The organism is Georhizobium profundi (assembly GCF_003952725.1).
GTDB lineage: Bacteria > Pseudomonadota > Alphaproteobacteria > Rhizobiales > Rhizobiaceae > Georhizobium > Georhizobium profundi.
Genome location: NZ_CP032509.1, coordinates 3,324,573 through 3,345,469, shown reverse-complemented (window position 1 = coordinate 3,345,469; position 20,897 = coordinate 3,324,573). Strand labels below are relative to the sequence as shown.

20 protein-coding genes are annotated in these 20,897 nt (G+C 62.9%); 4 read left to right on the top strand and 16 right to left on the bottom strand.

Annotation, left to right across the window (positions count from 1 at the left end):
* Nucleotides 1–20 precede the first annotated feature (20 nt).
* Both D5400_RS16105 and D5400_RS16100 read left to right on the top strand, forming a co-directional pair.
* Nucleotides 21–926, top strand: a complete 906-nt coding sequence (locus D5400_RS16105; RefSeq protein ID WP_126010934.1) for a UTP--glucose-1-phosphate uridylyltransferase — start codon at nt 21–23, stop codon at nt 924–926.
* 87 nt (nt 927–1,013) lie between these two features.
* Nucleotides 1,014–3,326 (top strand): Wzz/FepE/Etk N-terminal domain-containing protein, encoded by a 2,313-nt coding sequence (locus D5400_RS16100; RefSeq protein ID WP_126010933.1) that lies wholly within the window; start codon nt 1,014–1,016, stop codon nt 3,324–3,326.
* Between the two features lie 19 nt (nt 3,327–3,345).
* Here the strand turns inward: D5400_RS16100 and D5400_RS16095 are convergent, their stop codons facing one another.
* Entirely contained in the window at nt 3,346–4,080 is a 735-nt protein-coding gene (locus D5400_RS16095) for a metallophosphoesterase family protein (protein WP_245451324.1), read from the bottom strand.
* Nucleotides 4,081–4,230: 150 nt separating this feature from the next.
* Here D5400_RS16095 and D5400_RS16090 point away from each other — a divergent pair, with 150 nt between their 5' ends.
* Nucleotides 4,231–5,343 carry an acyltransferase family protein gene (locus tag D5400_RS16090; RefSeq protein ID WP_126010932.1) on the top strand — a complete coding sequence of 371 codons (1,113 nt, stop codon included), beginning with the start codon at nt 4,231–4,233 and terminating at the stop codon, nt 5,341–5,343.
* A 50-nt stretch (nt 5,344–5,393) separates the two neighbouring features.
* Here D5400_RS16090 and D5400_RS16085 read toward each other — a convergent pair whose 3' ends face one another.
* From D5400_RS16085 to D5400_RS16055, 7 genes are all read right to left on the bottom strand, one after another.
* A complete protein-coding gene (locus tag D5400_RS16085) occupies nt 5,394–6,776 on the bottom strand; it encodes an FAD/NAD(P)-binding protein (protein ID WP_164527912.1) in 1,383 nt (460 codons plus the stop codon).
* 10 nt (nt 6,777–6,786) lie between these two features.
* The gene (locus D5400_RS16080) at nt 6,787–7,233 is read right to left on the bottom strand and encodes an RrF2 family transcriptional regulator (protein ID WP_126010930.1); all 447 of its coding nucleotides are present in this window, start codon (nt 7,231–7,233) and stop codon (nt 6,787–6,789) included.
* A gap of 161 nt (nt 7,234–7,394) precedes the next feature.
* Entirely contained in the window at nt 7,395–8,027 is a 633-nt protein-coding gene (locus D5400_RS16075; RefSeq protein ID WP_126010929.1) for an NAD(P)H-dependent oxidoreductase, read from the bottom strand.
* Complete coding sequence (locus tag D5400_RS16070; RefSeq protein WP_126010928.1) at nt 8,024–8,851, bottom strand: ABC transporter permease; 828 nt, start codon at nt 8,849–8,851, stop codon at nt 8,024–8,026. The genes D5400_RS16075 and D5400_RS16070 overlap by 4 nt, the downstream gene beginning before the upstream one ends.
* Nucleotides 8,844–9,671 (bottom strand): ABC transporter ATP-binding protein, encoded by an 828-nt coding sequence (locus D5400_RS16065; RefSeq protein WP_126010927.1) that lies wholly within the window; start codon nt 9,669–9,671, stop codon nt 8,844–8,846. Before D5400_RS16065 ends, D5400_RS16070 begins: the two co-directional genes overlap by 8 nt.
* A 1-nt stretch (nt 9,672) precedes the next feature.
* Nucleotides 9,673–10,692 carry an ABC transporter substrate-binding protein gene (locus tag D5400_RS16060; RefSeq protein ID WP_126010926.1) on the bottom strand — a complete coding sequence of 340 codons (1,020 nt, stop codon included), beginning with the start codon at nt 10,690–10,692 and terminating at the stop codon, nt 9,673–9,675.
* A 33-nt stretch (nt 10,693–10,725) separates the two neighbouring features.
* Nucleotides 10,726–12,090: an LLM class flavin-dependent oxidoreductase gene (locus D5400_RS16055; RefSeq protein WP_126010925.1), complete on the bottom strand. Its 1,365-nt coding sequence runs from the start codon at nt 12,088–12,090 to the stop codon at nt 10,726–10,728.
* Nucleotides 12,091–12,369: 279 nt separating this feature from the next.
* Here D5400_RS16055 and D5400_RS16050 point away from each other — a divergent pair, with 279 nt between their 5' ends.
* Nucleotides 12,370–12,957, top strand: coding sequence for an RBBP9/YdeN family alpha/beta hydrolase (locus D5400_RS16050; RefSeq protein ID WP_126010924.1), 588 nt, complete (start codon nt 12,370–12,372; stop codon nt 12,955–12,957).
* A gap of 6 nt (nt 12,958–12,963) precedes the next feature.
* On the opposite strand, the gene D5400_RS16045 is transcribed toward D5400_RS16050, so the two are convergent.
* The 8 genes from D5400_RS16045 to D5400_RS16010 form a co-directional block, all read right to left on the bottom strand.
* Nucleotides 12,964–13,539: an NADPH-dependent FMN reductase gene (locus D5400_RS16045; protein ID WP_126010923.1), complete on the bottom strand. Its 576-nt coding sequence runs from the start codon at nt 13,537–13,539 to the stop codon at nt 12,964–12,966.
* Nucleotides 13,540–13,688: 149 nt separating this feature from the next.
* The gene (locus D5400_RS16040; protein ID WP_126010922.1) at nt 13,689–14,474 is read right to left on the bottom strand and encodes a MetQ/NlpA family ABC transporter substrate-binding protein; all 786 of its coding nucleotides are present in this window, start codon (nt 14,472–14,474) and stop codon (nt 13,689–13,691) included.
* 40 nt (nt 14,475–14,514) lie between these two features.
* Nucleotides 14,515–15,192: a methionine ABC transporter permease gene (locus tag D5400_RS16035; RefSeq protein ID WP_126010921.1), complete on the bottom strand. Its 678-nt coding sequence runs from the start codon at nt 15,190–15,192 to the stop codon at nt 14,515–14,517.
* Nucleotides 15,182–16,219, bottom strand: a complete 1,038-nt coding sequence (locus tag D5400_RS16030; protein ID WP_126013438.1) for a methionine ABC transporter ATP-binding protein — start codon at nt 16,217–16,219, stop codon at nt 15,182–15,184. The genes D5400_RS16035 and D5400_RS16030 overlap by 11 nt, the downstream gene beginning before the upstream one ends.
* Before the next feature lie 290 nt (nt 16,220–16,509).
* A complete protein-coding gene (locus D5400_RS16025; RefSeq protein ID WP_126010920.1) occupies nt 16,510–17,553 on the bottom strand; it encodes an ABC transporter substrate-binding protein in 1,044 nt (347 codons plus the stop codon).
* 44 nt (nt 17,554–17,597) lie between these two features.
* Nucleotides 17,598–18,320 (bottom strand): ABC transporter ATP-binding protein, encoded by a 723-nt coding sequence (locus D5400_RS16020; protein WP_126010919.1) that lies wholly within the window; start codon nt 18,318–18,320, stop codon nt 17,598–17,600.
* On the bottom strand, nt 18,296–19,144 hold the full coding sequence (locus tag D5400_RS16015) for an ABC transporter permease (protein WP_126010918.1): 849 nt from the start codon (nt 19,142–19,144) through the stop codon (nt 18,296–18,298). The genes D5400_RS16020 and D5400_RS16015 overlap by 25 nt, the downstream gene beginning before the upstream one ends.
* 43 nt (nt 19,145–19,187) lie before the next feature.
* A complete protein-coding gene (locus D5400_RS16010) occupies nt 19,188–20,531 on the bottom strand; it encodes an LLM class flavin-dependent oxidoreductase (protein WP_126010917.1) in 1,344 nt (447 codons plus the stop codon).
* Nucleotides 20,532–20,897 lie beyond the last annotated feature (366 nt).

The following is a 20,897-nucleotide window of genomic DNA, read 5'->3' as shown; positions in this document are numbered from 1 at the left end:
CAAACGGAAATGGACAGCCGATGACCAAAGTCAGAAAAGCCGTAATCCCCGTCGCCGGGCTCGGAACCCGGTTCCTGCCCGCCACCAAGGCGATGCCGAAGGAAATGCTCACCGTCGTCGATCGGCCGGTGGTGCAATATGCCGTCGATGAGGCGCACGCTGCGGGTATCGAGCACATCGTGTTTGTGACCGGGCGCAACAAGCACGTGATCGAGGACCATTTCGATATCCAGCCGGAGCTGATCGAAACGCTCGAGCGCGCCGGCAAGACGGCGCAGCTTGAAGCCGTTCGCGGCATCCAGCCCAAGGCTGGCACGGTGAGCTTCACCCGCCAGCAGGCACCGCACGGGCTTGGCCACGCTGTCTGGTGCGCCCGCGACATCATCGGCAACGAACCCTTCGCGCTGCTTCTGCCCGACATGGTGTCCTATGGCGAGCGCGGCTGCCTGTCTGTTGCGATGGACCTCTACGAGCAGTCGGGCGGCAATGTCGTCACCGTCGAGCAGTGCGACCCGACCCAGACCAAGAGCTACGGCATCGTCGGCAAGGGAGAGCCGGTGGGCGAAGGTTTCGCCATCACGGAGATGGTGGAAAAGCCCGAACCGAAGGATGCGCCTTCCAACCACTACATCAACGGTCGCTACATTCTGCAGCCGGAAATCTTCGGCATTCTGGAAACGCAGGCGCGTGGAGCAGGCGACGAAATCCAGCTCACCGACGCCATGCTGCGCCTGTCCGAATACCAGAGCTTCTACGCCGCACCATTCGCCGGGCGCATGTTCGACACCGGGTCGAAGGAGGGCTTCATCGAGGCCAATGTCGCCTTCGCGCTGATGCGTCCAGACATCCGCGACCGCGTGCTCGGCCCGATCTCCGATCTCGTGGCGCAAGCGCGATCGAGCGGGGCGGTCAAGCTGTCTGCTTGATCGGTTCTCGGCCATCACCCTGTCCGGTCCATCGACCGAGCAGGGCCAACCCCTCCGAAGAGGTGGCGCTGCCAAGCGTCTCGACAGATGCATCAGAGAAATTTCGCACTGGACCGTCGCCTTGCCGTGACGCCCGAACAGCCTGAGGACAAGGACCAGTTCATCGATCTGGACCGGTTGCTCAACATTGCGTGGCGGCGCGCACGGATCGTGGCGGTGGCGGCTGCGATCGGCCTGGCGCTCGGCATCGCCTACCTCCTCATGACGCCTTCGACATATACGGCCGCGACGCGCATTCTGCTCGATGAAAATCTCACGCGTTATGCGCAGGAAGAGCGTAACGGGGCCGGACCGATGCAGATCGACACGATGATGTCGAGCGAAGTCGAAATTCTCCGCTCCTCCCGTCTCGCCCATTCGGTCGTTGCAGAGCTGGACCTCCATCGCAACGAACTGTTCCTCGATCCACCGATGTCTCCGGTGGTCTGGCTGCGTTCGCAGATCCGCTCGACCATCTCGTCGCTCACATCGAGCGGTGAGAAGGGCGCAGGACTGTCGGAAGCAGCACAGATCGGCCGGGCGGCTGCAATCCTGCAGGCCAACCTCGTCGCCGAGCGTGTCGGGCGAAGCTTCGCCATCGAGGTGCGCTACAGCGCCAAGGATGCCGCGCTTGCTGGGGCGATCGCGCGCGCCTATGCCAACCAGTATCTCGCCGATCAGTTGAACGCCAATTTCGATGCGACCCAGCAGGCCACTGTCTGGCTGCAAAGTCGGCTGGAGAACCTGCGCACCGAATGGCTCGCCGCATCGTTGCGCGCAGAGCGGTTCCGGGCCGAGAACAACCTCACGGCTGTGAGCGGCGAGCTCGTCTCCGATCAGCAGCTCTCCGAAGTCAACGAGCAGCTGATCCTGGCGCAGGCCGAAACCGCCAATGCGCGAGCGCGGTATCAGCGTTTTCAGGCGATCATCGAGGAAGGTCCGGAGCAGGCGGTGCTGAGCGCCGTCATCCCCACCGACATTGCCAACAGCGCATCGCTCAACGAACTGAAAAGCCGCTACCTCAACATGGTCGAGCGCGAGAGCGAAATTTCTGAGCGCTTCGGCGAGGACCATCCGCAGGCCGTCACACTCCGGCGGCAGTCGGCCGATCTCAGCCGGCAGATATACCAGGAGCTGCAGCAGGTTACGGCGAGCTACCGCAACGAATACGAGGTTGCGCAGGCGCGCGAACAATCGCTTCGGGACAATGTTGGTGCGCGCACGGGTGAAAACTCGGTCGCGGGGGAGGCCCTGGTCGAACTGCGTGAGTTGGAGCAGCAATCATCGGCGCTCGGCACCCTCTACCAGACTTTTCTCGCCCGCTACGAGGAAGCCTCGCAGCAGCAGACGTTCCCTATCGCCAAGGCGCGCGTCATCTCGGAAGCCTCCAACCCGACGCGGCCATCGGCTCCGAGCAAGACATTGACGCTGGGGCTGGCGCTCGTCCTCGGCATGTTCTCAGGTACGGGGATCGGCGCGGTTCAGGAGTTCCGCGAGCGCTTCTTCCGCACGGGCGATGATGTTCGCCGGGCGCTGGGCATCGACTTCCTGGGCTATCTGCCCCTGGTTGCGAAGGATGGAAGCGAAGGCGATGCCGCTGCCGCGGATGAAGATCCCGGTCCGGCGCTGCTCAAGCTCGCCGTCAACGCGCCGTCGTCGCTCTTTGCCGAGACGCTGCGCAATGCGCGCCTGGTCGCCGATGTGGTGCTGCAGGAAAAACCAAGCCGCGTCATCGCCTTTGCCTCCGTACTTCCGCGCGAGGGCAAGACGACCGTCGCTACGAACTTTGCTGCCATGCTTGCGGCATCGGGTCAGTCGACGCTGCTGATTGATGCGGACATGCGCAATCCGGGGCTGACCCGGCGTCTGGCGATCGAACCGCAAAGCTCCTTGGTCGACGTGCTCTTAAACGGGCATGACTGGCGCGAGGCGCTTCTTGTCAGCCGCCAGTCGGGGCTCGCCATCCTGCCGGCAACCACGCGCCAGAGGCTTTCGCATACGGCCGATCTCATTTCCGGCAAAGCCATGCGCGCGCTGATCGAAGATGCCCGCGGCAGCTATCGCTACATCATCGTCGATCTTCCGCCCCTTGGGCCGGTGGTCGATGCGCGTGCCTTCGCGCCGCTCGCGGACGCGTTTCTCATGGTGACCGCTTGGGGCACGACACCGCGCGCCTTGCTGCGGGCAACGCTCGAAAACGAGCCGCAGGTCTCCGGCAAGACACTCGGCGCGATCTTGAACAAGACCGACATGGCGAAGCTATCGCGATATGGCTCCTTCGGTGGCGCAGAGCGATATATGGGCGACTATGCCGACTACTATCTGGACGGAGCGGCGGGCCGTCATGCTGCGTCTGGCTGATCGAAGGGCCGGTGAGGGGCTATGTGGACAAGACGCGCCCGCCGCCGCGCCAGATGCGCAGGGCCGAAAGGCGCCCGGTGAAGCAGGCGCCGGTATCCACGTTGATGCGCCGGTTTTGCATGGCAACACGCGCGACGGGTGTGTGGCCATGCACGATGTAGCGATCCGGAAGCTGCGTGGCGTCACTCGGCGCAAGGCGCAGCGTCATCAGCGATCGATCGCTCTGCTCGGCAACCGGCATGTTTGGCCTGAGGCCCGCATGGACGAAAATGTGAAGGCGGGTGCTGAGCAGCACCGGCAGGTCGCGCAGGAATGCCAGATGCGCAGCAGGCACCGTCTCGCCGATCATCGCGCCGACTTCCGCGCTCGAGCTGCCCAGATGCAGAAGTCGCTCGCTGTCGATGCCGTAAGAGGCGAGGGTCGCGTCGCTGCCGAGTGCGCGCCAGCGATCGAGGCCCGCGCGTCCTTCGAGAACGTCGAGCATGAGCTGTTCGTGATTGCCGGCAAGGCAGATGCGGTCGAACCCCGCAGGCGCCTCTTCGAGCAGATGGTCGATCACACCGGCCGATTCGGGACCACGATCGACATAGTCGCCAAGCATCACGATCAGCTTGCGTCCCTCGATCGTAGCAGCATCCGCAACGATCTTGGCTTCAAGCCGCCGAAGCGCGTCGAGACAGCCATGCACGTCGCCGATCGCATAGATCGGGCGATCGTCGTCCCCAAGCGTCAGGCGCGCCCGAGGCGGTGGCATGACACTCGAACTGCCACGGCCGAATATCGACAATCCCAATTTCATCATCTGATCGAGACCCGCTTTGCGGACATCGGATCGAAGGGTTGGCGCCTCTGGCTTTGAAGCGCCAGCCCAATCAGCCGCTGACCCGATAGGAGTCGTCTCACCGTGGACAAAACCCTGCCATTCGCCATGACCTTTCCCGATACGACGCCGGTGTCTCGGTCGACGTCGTTCCGCATTTCGATTGCGCGTGTGCTCTGCATCATTCTCGTCACTTTCGTGCACGTTCAGCCAGGCATCGCGGAAAACGTTTATACCCTGCCGGTGGATGCTTTCGGGCTCGTCTATTTCCTGCTGACGAGAGTGATCGGCCTGAGCTCGGTTTCGCTCCTCGGCATCGTCTCCGGTTTCCTTATCGCAGGCAGCCTCGCCAAGGGGCACCTTTCCACAGTCACCGGCAAGGTGCGCTCATTGATCGTTCCGTTGATCGCGTGGAACGCGGTGATGTTCGTTCTTATCATCATCTACGCGCAGCTTTCCGGAAACTGGGACAAATTGCCCGAAGCAAGCCCGCTTGGCATCGCTAATGCTTTTCTCGCCTTGCAGGAATGGCCGCTCGTCGTGCCGTTGTGGTTTTTGCGGGACTTGTTCGTCTGTTGCCTGTTGTCGCCACTCCTCGTCTTCGCTCTTTACCGGGCGCCGACAGCAGCTTTTGCTGTGTTGATCGGCTACATGCTTTTCGGGCAGGACACATGGCTGCTGCAGCGGCCGCAACTCCTGCTGTTCTTCGCGATCGGCCTCTGGCTGCGGATTGGCGCGTTTCAGGACGGTCAAGTCGACCGCGCGACGAAGTGTCTTGCTCTCGGCCTTGCTCCCATGGCGGCTGTCTTCTTCTTCATCCGGATTGATGGTATCCCGCTGCACAGCCTCAATCCGCAAGTTCTGGCAGGGCTCGACACGCTGTTGCGGATCACCATGGCCGCAGCAATCTGGCAAGTGACGCTTCTCATCGCCGGGTCGTCCAAATGGTCGCGGATCAAACGCTTCGAACCCTATGTCTTCGTGCTCTTCTGCAGCCACGCGATCGTGTTCGAATTCGCCGGCATCCCACTGCGGCGTGTGTTCGGAAACTATGGCGATCCATTGTTCTCGGTCTCGTTCTTTCTACAGCCGGTGATCGCCATCGCCGCCGCATGGATCGGCGTGAGGGTCCTGATGCGCCTTCCTTCCGTGATCGGCAAAGCGCTGAACGGCGGCAAGCTCGTCCTCCCGCACTGACGGGGCGAGAGGACGAGCCAGGCGTGGGTTCAGTTCAGACCGCCATTTGCTCAAGACTCTGCGGTCGTCGAGTGCTCGACCTTCGCGAAACGCGCCGAAAGCGTTGCGGCGACGGCTGCGCATTGATCGCGGATGTTCGGGATGCCCTCGATCTCAAGAAACGTTCCGCGCGTGATGGGCCCGATGGCGAAGAGCCGTTTGCTCGGCTTCCCATCGAGATCGATCGCGGCACATCTTTCCGTGACGTCGAGGCCGATCGCCAAAGGATCTCCGCGCACGGCACCGCGGGACACGAGGTTTTGCAGCAGCGCCTGCCGGCTTTGCGTCACGTCGAAATGAAGCCCGGTGCAGTCCTCGATCCGGGCAACCTTGAGAAGCGTCTCCTCGCCGGTCTTCCGGCCGCGCAGCGTCACGGCGAGCGCACCGTCTGAGTCGGCGACATCGACGATCGTTGCGGCCTGAACCGCCAGATGCCCATTGGAAACGGCCTTCGTCAGCCGTTCATGAATGGGCGGTGCCAGCCGGTGTCGATGGATCGACCACCAGGGACGCGCGTGGCGGAGAAAGCGGCGCTTCGTCTCCGGCGTCCAGCTGCGCCAGATGTCCTGGCAATGGGGCCGCATGCCATCGATGACGCTGCGCCAGTCGATGCCCTGGTCGGCCAGCTCGGCGATGAGGACCCGAAGCCAGCGCATCAGGAAAGAGAGCTTCGTTCCGAAGGGAATGTCCGCTGCATCGATGGCAATCGGCGGCGCAGTGGTGTGGGCATGGGGAAGGAGACCGTGCCGGGAAATCGCGATCACCGGCGGATGGTTCTTGCGCCGTGCTGCGGCCAGAAAGGTATCGACCATCGAAAGACCGGTCCCGACGATCAGGATCGGCAATTGGGCATCGCCGGCCGCGCTGGATCCAGCGCTGGTCTGTGCCGCACGCGCTTCATGTCCCGTCGCAAGAATGGCGATATGGCCGATGAGGCTCGTCCCATTGCCGAGATGCACTTCGACGCCTGTTGGCGTTTCGGTGACATCGAGGGCTTCGTCCGTCACCGTATGAAACCGCTTGCCGTCGTCGATCGCTCTGAGATGGCTGAGAAGATCCGCCAGATACAGCCCGTAGAGGCTTCGAGCGACATAGCTTGCCGGATTGATCTTGTTGTTGCTGAAGGCGCCGAGCCAGCGCTCGAAATGGGAGCGATCGTCGGCAAGCGCGCTCATTCCCTTCACGCTGACATTCAGGACATGCTCGGGGAGGTCGGTGGAATAGGCGACGCCCTCGGCGATCGCCTCGCTGCGTTCCACGAGCGTCAAGCGGAAGGATGCGGACTGAGACCGCAGGAGATGTGCTGCCATGAGGACGCCGCTGGCGCCGCCGCCGATGATGATGACGGATATCTGTTGCAGCCTGGCTGACACGGCCAGTTCCGCCGCGCTCATCGAGGCAGCCTTAGACGGTGTAGCGGAGCGCCTCGGCCGGATCGTCCACATCGATGTCGCGCATGGCGGCAAGGCTCGACTTGTCGAGCACGCCGGCGATCGCCTCGCGCACTTCCAGCATGATGTGGCGCACCTGACAGGTCTCCACGTCGCAATCGTCGCAGGGCTGGTAACGCGTCCGGCTGGCGCAGGGGATAGGCGCCAGCGGCCCGTCCAGAACACGCACCACGTGGCCAACCATGATTTCTTCGGCTGGCCGTGCCAAACGATAGCCGCCGTCCTTGCCCTTGCGGCTGTGCACGAAGCCGGCGTTGCGAAGTTCGTTCAGGATCGTGTCCAGAAACTTCTTCGGGATCGCGTTGTCCTTGGCGATGTCGTTCACGATGAACTGTCGATCCGGATTGTTGGCCAGATGGATCAGCGCTTTCAGACCGTATTTTCCCTTGCGGGTGAGCATGACGAGAAGACTTCCGAAGGCGTGGCTGACTTTCATCGCACTCAACGGAGTGAGTACGCGCAGCCCAAACTGGGCTGCTTTGCGATATATAGTCTAGAGAATTGCTAAACAATAGCTCTGCCGTGTCTATCATCGTCATTTTTACGGCTTTCTCTGCGTGGTTAAGCCTGAAAAGCTGCTGATTTTGCGAATTGATGCTCCAGAAGGGGCACGATCTGCTCGGCAGCAAGCCGGATCCGGCTGACAAGCGCGATATCGGTGATATCGGGATCGACCAGTTCGCCATCGCTGGCATAGACCGCTGCGCCGGCGACCTGCGCGTTGAAGAAGCCGAACAGCGGACGCAACTGATGCTCCACCACGAGCGCGTGACGGAAGCCGCCGCCCGTTGCGCCGATGATGACGGGTTTGCCGTTGAGCGCTTCGGGCTTCACGCCGTCGATGACGTGCTTGAAGAGGCCGGTATAGCTGCCTTTGTAGACGGGGGTGACGGCAATCAGCGCATCGGCCTCCTCGATCGTGCGCACGATCGCCTTCAGCGGCTCGCCGACCTTGCCGCTGTCCCAGCCGGCAAGGCTCGTGTCACCGAGTTCGCTGAGATCGATGGTCTTGATCTCGACCTCGACGCGGCGAAGCACCTCCTCGGCGATCGCACCCGCCAGGAGCCGCGACTTGGACGGGCGGCGCGTGTTGCCACTGAAGACGACGAGCTTCGGCTTGCCACCGCGAAGCCCGGACGGCGCTGCGATCGGTTCGATGTTGTTGGAATGAATGGAATTGGTCACTGCATTCATCGTTGCATTCCCCAGCGTCTGATGGTGCGCTGTTCCAGCGTTTTGAAGATGACAAGTTCGACGACCAGGCCGATGAGAATGACCACGGCGAGACCGGCAAAGACCTTGTCGGTGTAGAGTTCGTTGCGGTTGCGGAAGATGTACCAGCCAAGCCCGCCGGACGTGGCCGTCACGCCGAAGATCAGCTCGGCGGCAATGAGCGTGCGCCACGCGAAGGCCCAGGCGATCTTGAGGCCCGAGATCAGCGATGGCAGGGCGGATGGGATCAGGATCTGCCAGACATAGGCAAAGCCCGTGAGGCCGATATTGCGACCGACCATGCGCTGCGTTTCCGGCACCGACTGAAAGCCCGTCAGTGCCGCGAGCGCAAAGGGCCACACGACCGAGTGCGCGATCACGAAGAGAAGGCTTGCTTCACCGAGCCCGAACCAGAGCAGCGCGAGCGGCAGAAGGGCAATCGCCGGCAAAGGGTTGAACATCGCCGTCAGCGTTTGCAGCGTCTCGCGCAGGAAGTCGTTCGTCGTGGCAAGTGCGACGAGGACAAGCGCGATGAGAACGGCAAGCACGTAGCCTTTGATCAGCGTCGTCAGCGACGCGGCTATCGCACTCACCAGCCCCTCGCGAGCTAGACCGTTAATCAGCGCCGAGAACGTGTCGGTCAGGCTCGGCAGCATGATCGGATTGTTCTGCCAGAGCGCAGCCGCCTGCCAGATGGCGCCGATGAGCAACAGGATCACGACGCGTCGAACCCAGACATTCTGCCAGAGCGACGGCCCAACAGGCGATATCGCGGCGGATCTGTCGGAAAGCTGCAGCTCAGCCATGGTCACCGCCCTCCGGCTTGGCAAAGAGCGTGCGGCGCACATCGCCGACGAGATCGTCGAAGGCGGCGGTGCCTTCATCCGCAAGCGTCAGATGGGAGGTGTGCACCGTCTTGATCGTGCGGCCCGGATGCGCAGACAGGAGATGCAGATCCGTGCCGATCAGGACCGCCTCTTCGATCGAGTGCGTCACGAATAGCAGCGTCAGTCGCAGCTCTTCCACGAGCGCCAGAAGATCTTCCTGCAGCGTGCGGCGGGTCAAGGCGTCGAGTGCCGCGAAAGGCTCGTCCATCAGCAGTATGTCCGATTCCATCGCCAGCGCCCGGGCAATCGCCGCACGTTGTTTCATGCCGCCAGACAGCGTGTGCGGGTAGACGTCGAGGGCGCGCGACAGGCCGACCTTGTCGAGCGCTGACCGCGCCCGCTCGCGCGCCTTTGCACGATCGAGCTTCTTTGCGACCCGCAAAGGGAAGGCGACATTGTCGATCACGGTCTTCCAGGGCAGCAGCTGGTCGAACTCCTGGAAGACGACCATGCGGTCCGGGCCGGGACGCTCGACGGCGCGGCCGCGGATGGAGATCGAGCCCGAAGCCGGCGGCAGGAATCCTGCCACCGATTTCAGGAGCGAGGACTTGCCGCAACCCGAAGGGCCGAGCAGCACGAACCGCTCGCCTTCGCGGATGGTGAAGGAGATGTCCTCCGCGGCCGTCAGCGTTCCGCGTTCCGTTGCGTAACGCAGCGTCACGTCCTGAACGGTGACCACGTCCGGTGCCGTTTGCGGTTGCCTTTGGTGCGCGGCGGTGAACTGAACGTGAGCGTTCATGTCAGCTGCCTTCACGCGCATGGAGGTCGTCGAAGAAGTAGTCGCGCCAGCTCTCGGCCTGGTTCGTCAGCGCGCCCACTTCATGCAGGAAATCCGCATAGACTTCCGTGCGCTGCGGCGTCGGGTCGAAGGAGATCTGCGGATCGTTGAGGATGGAGAGGATGAAGTCGCGATCTTCCTGGGAGTTGTTGACCCGCAGATAGATGTCGGCCGCTTCTTCCTTGTTGTTCTCGATGAATGTCGCAGCCTCATCCAGCGCATCCACGAACGCCTGGTAGGTGAGCGGGTTGTCCTCTCGAAACGCGGTCGTCGTGTAGATGGCGACCGATGTCGCCGGACCGCCGAGCACCTCGTAGGAGTCGAGCACCTTGTGCACGCCTTCGGTTTCGAGCGCGCGGTCATGGAAGGGAATGCTCGAGAAGTGCGCCGTGATCGCGCCGGAATTGGAGATCAGCGCTTGTGTCGCATCCGGGTGGGGCAGGGTGACAGTCAGATTGTCGAGCCGGTCGAAATTCTCCTGTCCGAACTCCTTGGCCGCAGCGATCTGCAACGTGCGCGCCTGAACGGAAACGCCGACCGACGGCAGCGCGATCTTGTCGTTCTCGGTGAAGTCGGCCAGCGTCTTCACGTTCCGATTGTTGGTCACGAGGTAGAACGGCGCCTGGACGAGCGACGCGATCGCCTTGACGTCCGCATTGCCATGCGTGCGGTCCCAGATCGTGAGAAGCGGGCCGATGCCGGCGCTGACGATGTCGACCGAGCCGGACAGCAGCGCATCGTTTGAAGCGGCGCCACCGCCCAGCTGTGCCCATACCGGCGTAATCTCGATGCCGGCTGCCTCGCCATGCTTTTCGAGTAGCTTCTGGTCGCGGATGACGTGCAGCGCCAGGTATGAGATGCCGTACTGTTCGGCAATGCGGATCTGGCCTTCTGCCCGCGCGGCTCCGGTCGAGAAGCCGAGGCCGAGTGTGGTGGCGATCGCCAGGGCGGCGACGGAATGGGTGAATTCTCTACGACGCATGGAATGGGTCTCCTTGTGGTTGGGCCGACGCTGTCAGGCTGTTCGGCGATGGTTTGTCGATGGTTGCGAGGCGGGGTGGGCCGGACGTGCAAGGCCGAGATTTTCGCGCAGCGTCTGGCCCTCGTAGCGCTGACGGAAGAGACCGCGGCGCTGCAGTTCGGGAATGACGAGATCGACGAAGTCGGTAAGCCCGCCCGGGAAGTAGGGTGGCATGACGTTGAAGCCGTCCGCGCCGCCGCCGGTGAAGCGTTCCTCCAAGGCGTCGGCGATGTCCGAAGGCGACCCGACGAGCTGCCAGTGACCGCGCGCACCGGCGACCGAATTGGCGAGTTGAAGGATCGAGAGATTCTCGCGCTTGGCTTTGTCGATGAAGACCTGCTGACGGCTGCGGTGGCCTTCCGTTTCGGCCAGCCCCTCGGGCAGCGGACCATCCGCCGGGAACTGGGAAAGGTCGTGCCCGAAGAGTCGGGAGAGCGCTGAGATCGAGACTTCGGGATGGATGAGGTCCTGCAGTGCCGCGAACTTATCCTCGGCTTCGCTGCGGGTTTCGGCAACGACCGGGAAGACGCCGGGCATGATGAGCAGCGCATTCGGCTGCCGACCGAAGGCGGCGAGGCGTCCCTTCAGGTCCGTGTAGAAGGATCGGGCATCCTCCACCGTCTGCTGAGCGGTGAAGACGACTTCTGCGGTGCGCGCGGCGAGCGACTTGCCGGCATCGGAGGATCCCGCCTGCACGAGAACCGGATAGCCCTGCGGCGGACGCGGGATGTTGAGCGGACCGCGAACCTGAAAATGCGGCCCGCGATGATTGAGGATGTGCAGCTTCTCCGGCTCGAAATAGAGACCGCTTTCCTTGTCGCGGACGAAGGCATCGTCTTCCCAGCTGTCCCAGAGCCCGCGCACGACATCGAGGAACTCTTCCGCGCGCTTGTAGCGGTTCGGGTGCGCGATTTGCTGGTCGAAGCCGAAATTCAGAGCCTCGTGATCATCGGCAGATGTCACGGTGTTCCAGCCGGCGCGTCCGCCACTCAGGAAGTCCAGCGAAGCAAATTTGCGCGCGACATGATAGGGCTCGTTGTAGGTCGTCGAAGCGGTGGCGACGAGGCCGACATGCTTAGTGAGGGCCGACAGGGCCGAGAGAAGCGTCAGCGGCTCGAACTGCGCCGTATATCGAATGGCAGTGCGCGACAGGACGTCGATATCGTCGCCACGCATGCCGACGCCGTCAGCGAGAAACAGCAGATCGAACAGTCCGCGCTCGGCCGTCTGAGCCAGCAGCTTGTAATGTTCGATATCAATACCGGCCCGCGCATTGGCTTGCGGGTGGCGCCATGCGGCGACGTGGTGGCCGGTCGGATAGAGAAACGCTCCGAGCTTCATCTGGCGCTTCGACGTCATCGTCGGTCTCCTGTGGTTTAACCTTCCTGGAAACCTGAACGAGACTGTCGACGATGTCGCGCCAAACGCGGCTAATATCTATCGAATTTATAGAATTTACTTTCTTAGGTTTGCCGTGGGCTCGGCGTATGTTGGCGTCACTGGTGCCCTGGAGACCTTGTATGCCGGCCATCGAAGCAATTGCTTCCCTGTCGCGCCGGTTCGGCGGGTGGATTGCCTCCCAGATCTGCCCGCCGACTTTCTCCGCGGTCACTGCCAACGAGGAAGGAGCCACCCCAGATGGCAAGCTATCTCATCGTCCCTGGCCTGAACGGCTCGGGTGAAAGCCACTGGCAGCGCCATTGGCTGTCCGACATCTCAAACTCGTATCTGGTCGAGCAAGCGATCTGGAGCCGGCCGAGCGAGCACGATTGGCTGGCGACCCTGGAAGAAGCGATCGTCGCCCATCCCGGATCGATCATCGTCGCTCACAGCCTCGGCTGCGTGTTGACGGCCGGTTTGGCGAATTCGCCCGTCGCCGAACATGTTGCCGGCGCGCTTCTCGTCGCGCCCTGCGACATCGACCGTACCGAGAAGCTTCATCCCGATCGGCTGGATTTCCAGGCGATGCCGCGGGAGCGTCTGCCCTTCGTCAGCATCGTCGTGGCAAGCCAGAACGATCCGTATATGAGCTTCGCCGCAGCGCGGTCATTCGCGGAGGCCTGGGGCTCCGGCCTCGTCGATCTCGGCGATGCCGGCCACATCAACATTGCGAGCGGCTACGGCCGCTGGACCGAAGGCTACGCTCTTGCCTCCGGCCTGGAACGCCGCGGTCTCGCAGCGTCCCACACAGCCGTCTGGACCGATCGCTTCGAAGCGCGCGCCTGAGGCGACTTAGGCGACGCGAACAGGTCTCAGTTGCGTCTGCTTCGCTGCGGACGCGCTGACGGCGAGATCTGTTTGAAGCTCGTTGAAGGCCCGGAAGAACCCAGGGTCTTCCGACATCAACTGCTTGAATTGCGTGTGCGGCGCACCGATCAACCGCACATTCGTCGCGCCGACGCTGCGGAACAGAAGCCGCAGCTCCAGCCGTGCATGACGGGTTGCCGACGAAACCGGCCCGATGGCGAGAACCACGATCGGCTTGCGCCGCAGGAGCTCGAGATCGGCCATGTCGATCAGGTGTTTCAAAAGGCCGGGATATCCCCGATAGGCCTTGACGGATGCGGCGATTACCAGCGCTTCTGCAGCCTCGCAATCGAGCAATGCGCCGCGAGCCTGGCCCTCGAGTTCGGACCGGAACCGTGCCGAGCGGAGGTCGTTCTCGATGTGCGAAAGCGTGTGGACGGTGATGTCTGCAGGCTGGAAAGCGGCATCCTGAACCAGGCGTCCACTGAAGTCGGTGAGAAGATCCGTGATCTTGGACGAGCCGTCCGTCGCCGCAGAAAATCCAATCAGTCGGTATGCCATATGGGGTATCCTCCTGCTTAATGTCTATCAACCTAGTAGACATTAACGGAGTCGTCAAACGGTCAAGATGCCGTCTCCCCAGCTAGCCCTCTCCAAACGAAAGAAGGCGCGCATCGCTGCGCGCCTTCCAAAGTCGCGGTTAGGCGGTTTTACCAGCTGGCGAGAACCGAACCGTTGAAGGTTTCTTCGATAAAATCGCGGATTTTATCCGACTGATAGGTCTCGACCAGCGTCTGGACCCAGGCCTCATCCTGATCTTCGGTCTTCACGGCGATCAGGTTCACGTAAGGACCCTTCGGGCTTTCGCGCAGGATCGGATCGTTGACCGGGTCGAGGCCGGCTTCTTCCGCGTAGTTGGTGTTGATCCCGGCGGCGTCCACGTCAGGCAGCGAACGCGGCAGCTGCGCCGCATCGATTTCCACGATCCTGAGATTCTTTGGGTTCTCGACGATGTCGGCGATGGACGGCGTGGTGCCGACATCGTCTGCAAGGGTGAGATAGCCGTTGTCCTGCAGCAGCAGAAGCACGCGGCCGCCATTGGTCGGGTCGTTCGGAATGGCGACCGTCCCGCCGTCCGGAACCTCGTCGAAGCTGTCGACCTTTTCGGAATAGATGCCGATCGGGAAGTTCACCGTGAAGCCGACATCGACGATGTCGTAGCCGCGATCGGCGATCTGGTTGTCGAGATACGGCTTGTGCTGGAAGGAGTTGGCGTCGAGGTCGCCGGCATTCAGCGCTTCGTTCGGAACCACATAGTCAGAGAACTCGAGGATCTCGATTTCGAGGCCTTTTGGCGCAGCGAGTTCCTTGACGGCTTCGAGGATCTGGGCGTGCGGTCCGGGCGTTACGCCGATCTTGATCGACTCGGCTGCGGCGGGAGCGACAGCCCCGATAACGGCGACGGTTGCCGCCAAGGCAAGGGTTTTGAGTTTCATGGTCTTTTTCCTTCGTTGAACAATCAGGTTGAGGGGAGGATCACGAGATGGAACGCTTGTCGAAGCGACGCGCCAGCGCATCGCCGAGGCTCTGCACGCCTTGGACGAGCAGAATGAGCACGAGAACGACGGCCAGCATGACGTCGGGCATGAAGCGCTGGTATCCAAAACGGATGCCGAGATCGCCGAGCCCCCCGCCACCGACAGCACCGACCATCGCGGAGTAGCCGATCAGGCTGACGGCCGTCAGCGTCATGGCGTGGGTGATCGCGGGCAGGGCTTCCGGCAGCAGCACCTTACGCACGATCTGGAGCGGCGTTGCTCCCATGGCGCGCGCGGCTTCGATCAACCCCTGGTCGACGCCGCGGATCGCGCCTTCGATGACGCGGGCAATAAAGGGGGCGGCGGCGATCGTCAGCGGAACGATGGCTGCCGTCGTGCCGATCGAGGTGCCTGCAATCAGGCGCGTCAAGGGGACGATGGCGACGACGAGGATGATGAAGGGTGTCGAACGCGTGGCGTTGACGATCAGCCCGAGCGTGCTGTTGAGCACCGGCGCGGCAAACAGCTCACCCTTGCGGCTGGTCGCGAGGAACACGCCGAGCGGCAATCCGATAAGGGTCGCGATCAGGCCCGAGATGGCCACCATCTGAAGCGTCTGCAGGAAGGCGTCGAGGATGAGCCGCAGGATGTGCGGAGGAAGAAAATCAGCGGACATAGCCGAGAACCTCGCTTGTGAGACCAGCCTTGGCAACGCCGCGCTCCAGTGCGGCAAGGCCGTCGCCGCCCGCAACGCTGACGATCAGCTGGCCGTAGGTCTGGCCGGCGACTTCGTCGATGCGACCCTGGACGATGGAGAGATCGATTGCCTCTTCCCGCGAAATGCGGCTGAGGAACGCTGCTTCGCTGCCGGTGCCGCGAAAAACGATCCGCACCAGCGCCTGGGCGCCCTGCACGGCAGCCGGCTGCAGGCGCTGTGCGATTGCCTCCGGCAGTGCCGTGCCCGTCACACTCGATACGAAGGATTGTGTGGTGGCATGACGTGGAGCGGTGAAGACGTCGAAGGTGGGACCCTGTTCCACGATCGTGCCACCGTCGATGACGGCGACGCGGTCGGTGATGGCGCTGATCACGCTCATCTCATGGGTGATCAGAAGAATCGTGATGCCGAGCTCGGCATTGACCTTTTTCAAAAGCGCCAGGATCTGCTTGGTCGTATCGGGATCGAGCGCCGAGGTCGCCTCGTCCGACAGCAGGACTTTCGGGTTCGTCGCCAGCGCGCGTGCGATACCGACGCGCTGCTTCTGGCCGCCGGAAAGCTCTGCCGGGTAGCGATCGGCCTTGTCGGCGAGGCCGACGAGATCGAGGAGCGGCTTGACCCGCGCTTCGATGTCGCGGCGGCCGAAGCCTGCGATCTCGAGCGGCATCGCGACATTGTCGAAGGCGGTGCGGCGGGCGAGCAGATTGAAGTGCTGAAAGATCATGCCGATTGAGCGGCGCGCCTGGCGAAGCTCGCTCTCGCGCAATGTCGTCAGATCGGTGCCGTCGACGGTAACGGTGCCCTTGGTTGCGCGCTCCAGCCCGTTCACCAGGCGGATCAGCGTCGATTTGCCGGCGCCGGAGCGTCCGATCACACCGACGATCTCGCCGGCAGCGACTTCGAGGTCGACATCGGAAAGCGCAGTGACGGGCGCGTGGCCTGCGCGTGCCGGGTAGGTCTTCTCGACCTTCTGGATGGAAATCATCGGCCGGGCTGCCTGCGGCAGGCCTTCGATCGGTGCGCCATGGGCGGCAGTTGGGGAAAAAGGAAATGTCACGCTTGAGGCTTTGCTGTTGAGAGGACGCTGACTATCGGCTTTTGCCATCCACTAAGTCGAGTGAACCGGTGGCGTCCATATCGCGATCTGCGGCATGCTGTCCCTTAAAAGCGGATCAGACGGGAATAAGTTTGCGGTGCAGCAAAATGGGCCGGGTCTGGCGGTCAAGACCCGGGAGACAGCCGCATCGTCCCCCGGGTCGCTGCTGCACGTCGCCGTTACTGGACGAGCGCTGCAGACTTCCCGTCGCTGACTGTCGGGGACGCCTCGGTGAGACCGTCGAACCGCGTGTCGAACTCGTCTGCGGCATCGAGCTCTTTTCCGGCGAATTCACCGGCCGATTGCAGGATGTCGATCGTGTCCTGCTGGGTGACCAGCAGTTCGTCCCAGTCCGGAATACGGGTTGCGTCGCCTTCGCTGGCCGCCGCAATCTCAGCATCTTCGCGGCTCAGCCGCTGATCCTTGACGAGATACTCGGAAATCCAGAGCTCCTGATTGTCGTTCTTCCAGAGGTGGGCACGGTACCAGTGAACAACGAGATCGCGGATCGCCGCCGCCTGAGCAGGATCGGCAAGAGCGCTCTTGCTGGCGTAGAGATATTTGAGGTTGGTGTTGCCGCCGGGTGCGTTATCGATCTCGCGTGCACCGGTGCCTTCGACCGATGCGAGATAGCGCGCCCGGTCGGGCTGCTTCAACACGGCAGCGTCGATCTGGCCGGCACGCAGCGCGTCGGCAAACTCGGACAGTCCGAGATGGATGGGCTCGATATCGTCCAGCGTAAGGCCGACGGCGCGAAGGTTGCGCAGGACCGTTGCCTGCTGGGCGGTTCCGACATTGATGCCAACCCGCTTTCCAGCCAGGTCCTCCAGCGTCTCGATGCCGGAATCGGGTGCAGTGGCGAGCGTGTTGCCTTCACCCGAGGTGATGACGGCACCCACGATCACGACGTCAGCGTCGGAGAAATGCGCGAGAATCGGCGGCACGTCGCCGACGGCACCGACCTGCGCGGCGCCCGCGCGGATCGCTTCGAGCCGCAGCGGGCCACTGGAGAAATTGGCAAAGCTCACGTCCGCCGCAAGCTTCTGGTCCTGGCCGGACAGCTTCAAAAGGTTTGCAACGTTGTTCGCGTCGTCGGCGAGCACGATGGAAACGCCCTCGGGAACTTCGATTGCCAGCGGCTCGTCCGCTGCTGAAGCTGTGCCGAGGCCGAATGTCGAAACGACGAGGAAGGCGAAGGCGGGCAAGATGGTTCTCGGTTTCATGGTGCTGTCTTTCTTTCGGGTTGGCCTGTTGGGTTGAAACATTTTCAGTCTGGCTGGACGCCGAGCCTCGCGAGGATCTCCTTGCGGAGTTCTTCGGTTCGGAGCGGTGATTTGCGCGCATCGCTAATGTGGCGGTCGTAGACGAGGTGGCCGTCGGCGGTGATGACCACCCGGTCCGCCAGGCGCAGCGCCTCGTCGACATCGTGGGTGACGAACAGCACAGCCGGCTGATGGCGCCTGCAAAGATCGATGAGCAGGCGCTGCATGCGGATGCGGGTCAGCGCATCGAGCGCGCTGAACGGTTCGTCGGCAAGCAGCAGTTCCGGATCGCGGACGAGCGATCGGGCGAGTGCGACACGCTGTTGCTCACCGCCGGACAGCGTCTTCGGCCAGCTTCCCGCCTTGTCGGCAAGTTCGACTTCTGCCAGCGCCGCGCGCGCCCGTTCCAGGGTGCCGGGTCCGTAAGAGCCGAGCGTGACGTTGTCGATCACGCGTGCCCAGGGCAGGAGGCGCGAGTCCTGGAACAACACGGAGCGGCGTTCGGGCACGTCGATCGTCCCCTCGACATCCGTGTCCAAACCGGCAACGGCGCGAAGAATGGTACTCTTGCCCGACCCGCTGCGGCCGAGGAGCGCGACGAACTCGCCCTTCTCGATTGTGAGGTCGACACCATCGAGAACCACGCGTCCGTCAAAGGACCGCCTCAGGCCGGCGATGCGGACGACCGCATTGTCCTGCCACCTTACTGATCGAGCGACTGGCGCCATGCCAAGGTCCTCCGTTCGAGTGCGCGCACGAGCGCATCGGAGCTGAAGCCGAGCACGCCGTAGAGAACGAGGCCGACCAGGACGACGTCGGTCTGTCCGTAGATGCGTGCCTGGGTGATCATGAAGCCGATGCCGCTCGTCGCATTGATCGTCTCGACGACGACAAGCGCGGTCCATGAATGGGTCACCGCCATGCGCAGGCCCGTAAAGAAGCCTGGAAGCGACGCGGGAAACACGATGTGGCGCAGGAAACGCCCGCGTGAGAGCGACACGGTCTGCCCAAGTTCCACGAAGCGCCGATCAATGCCGCGCAATGCGGCGTGTGTGTTGATGTAGATCGGGATCATCGTACCGAGCGCGATGATCGTGATCTTCATCGTCTCGCCGATGCCGAGCCAGATGATGAAGAGCGGAATGAGCGCGAGGTTCGGGATCGAACGCTTCACCTGCACATTGCCGTCGATCAGCGAATCGCCGACGCGGGTCAATCCCGCGACCACCGCCAGCGAGAAGCCGGCGATGATGCCTATCGCAAGGCCGGTGGCCGCGCGCTGCAGGGAGGCGGCAACGTCCGTCACCAGCGTGCCGTTGGCAATCATCGTAGCGAGCGAACTGACCACCGCTTCCGGTCCGGGCATCTTGGCAGGCGAGATCCAGCCTGCACCGGAAGCGACGTACCAGAGTGCCAGAACGAGCAAGGGTCCGAGAAGCGGCTGAAGCGGAAAGCCGGCCTTGGGCAGCAGCTTCGGCGAAGTCGGCGGCGCGCTGGAGCGGGCGGGTGCTTCGCGCAGCAGGGGCGCGCGCGAGGGGTGAACGAGCGTCATGAGGGATTTCCTGTGTCAGAAGAGCGAGGGGGAAGACGCCTGCTTATTCGGCCGCCGCCTTGAATCCGCGCTCGCCGACGCTCGGCCGCTCGAGGCCGAGATGATGGCGCAGCGTCGTGCCTTCGTATTCCCGGCGGAAAAGTCCCTTGTTTTGCAGAATAGGCACGACCTGATCGACGAAGGTGGCGAGCGAAGTCGGCAGGGCAGGCGGGATCAGGTTGAAGCCGTCGGCCGCACCATTCTCGAACCACTCGACGATCGTTCCGGCGACCTGCTCCGGCGTGCCCGCCGTGATGCGGTGACCGCGACCGGCGCTGAGCCGGCGCAAAAGCTGGCGCAGCGTCAGGTTCTCGCTGGACGTCAGGCGATGCACCAGATCGTGGCGGCTCTTCTGATCGCCGGCCAGAGCAGCGCGCGGCGGGATCGAGACGGGCGCATCGAGATCGTGGTCATCGTAGTCGACGCCGGTGATCCGCTTCAGTTGCGCAAGTCCATAGGTCGGCAGAGTGAGGTTCTCGAATGTCTCCTGCAGGCGATGGGCTTCCTCCTCGGTGCCACCGATGAAGAAGGACAGTCCGGGTAGGATGAGCACTTTGGCGGGATCGCGCCCATAGGCTTTCACGCGGCCCTTCACGTCCGCATAGAAGGCCTGTGCGTCTTCGATGATTGGCTGCGCCGTAAAGATCGCTTCCGCGTAGCGCGCCGCGAGGTCCTTGCCGGGCTCGGACGATCCGGCCTGGAAGATGACGGGCCGGCCTTGCGGAGAGCGGGGAATTTCAAGCGGTCCCGCCACGCGGAAGTTCGTCCCCATATGGTCGATGCTGTGGATCGCGTCCGGATTGACGAAAACGCCGGCCTCCTTGTCGCCGAGGATCGCATCGTCGTCCCAGCTGTCCCAGAGGCCGAAGGTGACTTCGAGGAATTCTGCGGCCCGCTCGTAGCGCTGGTTCGGATCAGGATGGACCTCGAAGCCGAAATTGGCCGCCGCCGCCGCATTCGCCGTCGTCACCACATTCCAGCCGGCGCGGCCCTTGCTCACGTGGTCGAGCGTGCCGAAGCGCCTGGCGATGCCATAGGGGTCGTTGTAGGTGGTCGATGCCGTCGCGACGAGACCGATATGGCTCGTGACCCCCGAAAGCGCGGTGACAAGCGTGAATGGATCGAGCGAATCCCACGGCCGATCCTGCGAGCGGTCCTTCAGCACCGGATGATCGGCAAAGAAGATGGCGTCGAGCTTGCCGCGTTCGGCCGTCCGGGCGAGATGCCGGTAATGCTCGATGTCGGTCACGCCCGCGACATTGGTCTCCGGCAGCCGCCACGCAGCCTCGTGCTGGCCGACATTCCTGAGAAAGGCATTCAGATGGATCTGCCGGCTGGGTGAGGACATGCGGTTGCTCCTTCAATCTGCGTCATGTGTGTCATTGACGATGAGACAGATCGTAAGGGCAGGCGTCGCAGGCGCGAACCAAAAATCTACTAAAATAATAGACTTTATGGAATTCTAATTCCAGAAGATGCCAAAGCGGCGTTTGCGTTGAATTGCGGATGGTTCGGCAGCTTCAATTCGTTACCGACAAACCGTGACAATGGGGGAGCAAACTTTCCAGGCGTGACGGCCAAGTGAGGCGCAGGACCCGGCTGGGTCGTCTTGCCGCGAACGTTTGAGAGCGCCAACGTTACGAAGATCAGGGGAGCTGCACGTATCTCGCTGCGGTACGGTGCCTGCACGACCACGACCGGGCGAAGCGGCTCG

Excerpts from the sequence above, each read along its gene's own strand:
- D5400_RS16015 (WP_126010918.1), bottom strand. The coding sequence starts at position 19,144 with ATGACGCTCGTTCACCCCTCGCGCGCGCCCCTGCTGCGCGAAGCACCC.
- D5400_RS16070 (WP_126010928.1), bottom strand. The coding sequence starts at position 8,851 with ATGGCTGAGCTGCAGCTTTCCGACAGATCCGCCGCGATATCGCCTGTT.
- D5400_RS16105 (WP_126010934.1), top strand. The coding sequence starts at position 21 with ATGACCAAAGTCAGAAAAGCCGTAATCCCCGTCGCCGGGCTCGGAACC.
- D5400_RS16045 (WP_126010923.1), bottom strand. The coding sequence starts at position 13,539 with ATGGCATACCGACTGATTGGATTTTCTGCGGCGACGGACGGCTCGTCC.
- D5400_RS16035 (WP_126010921.1), bottom strand. The coding sequence starts at position 15,192 with ATGTCCGCTGATTTTCTTCCTCCGCACATCCTGCGGCTCATCCTCGAC.
- D5400_RS16100 (WP_126010933.1), top strand. The coding sequence starts at position 1,014 with ATGCATCAGAGAAATTTCGCACTGGACCGTCGCCTTGCCGTGACGCCC.
- D5400_RS16085 (WP_164527912.1), bottom strand. The coding sequence starts at position 6,776 with ATGAGCGCGGCGGAACTGGCCGTGTCAGCCAGGCTGCAACAGATATCC.
- D5400_RS16055 (WP_126010925.1), bottom strand. The coding sequence starts at position 12,090 with ATGACGTCGAAGCGCCAGATGAAGCTCGGAGCGTTTCTCTATCCGACC.
- D5400_RS16010 (WP_126010917.1), bottom strand. The coding sequence starts at position 20,531 with ATGTCCTCACCCAGCCGGCAGATCCATCTGAATGCCTTTCTCAGGAAT.
- D5400_RS16020 (WP_126010919.1), bottom strand. The coding sequence starts at position 18,320 with ATGGCGCCAGTCGCTCGATCAGTAAGGTGGCAGGACAATGCGGTCGTC.
- D5400_RS16075 (WP_126010929.1), bottom strand. The coding sequence starts at position 8,027 with ATGAATGCAGTGACCAATTCCATTCATTCCAACAACATCGAACCGATC.
- D5400_RS16060 (WP_126010926.1), bottom strand. The coding sequence starts at position 10,692 with ATGCGTCGTAGAGAATTCACCCATTCCGTCGCCGCCCTGGCGATCGCC.
- D5400_RS16080 (WP_126010930.1), bottom strand. The coding sequence starts at position 7,233 with ATGCTCACCCGCAAGGGAAAATACGGTCTGAAAGCGCTGATCCATCTG.
- D5400_RS16065 (WP_126010927.1), bottom strand. The coding sequence starts at position 9,671 with ATGAACGCTCACGTTCAGTTCACCGCCGCGCACCAAAGGCAACCGCAA.
- D5400_RS16025 (WP_126010920.1), bottom strand. The coding sequence starts at position 17,553 with ATGAAACCGAGAACCATCTTGCCCGCCTTCGCCTTCCTCGTCGTTTCG.
- D5400_RS16030 (WP_126013438.1), bottom strand. The coding sequence starts at position 16,219 with ATGATTTCCATCCAGAAGGTCGAGAAGACCTACCCGGCACGCGCAGGC.
- D5400_RS16050 (WP_126010924.1), top strand. The coding sequence starts at position 12,370 with ATGGCAAGCTATCTCATCGTCCCTGGCCTGAACGGCTCGGGTGAAAGC.
- D5400_RS16040 (WP_126010922.1), bottom strand. The coding sequence starts at position 14,474 with ATGAAACTCAAAACCCTTGCCTTGGCGGCAACCGTCGCCGTTATCGGG.
- D5400_RS16095 (WP_245451324.1), bottom strand. The coding sequence starts at position 4,080 with ATGCCACCGCCTCGGGCGCGCCTGACGCTTGGGGACGACGATCGCCCG.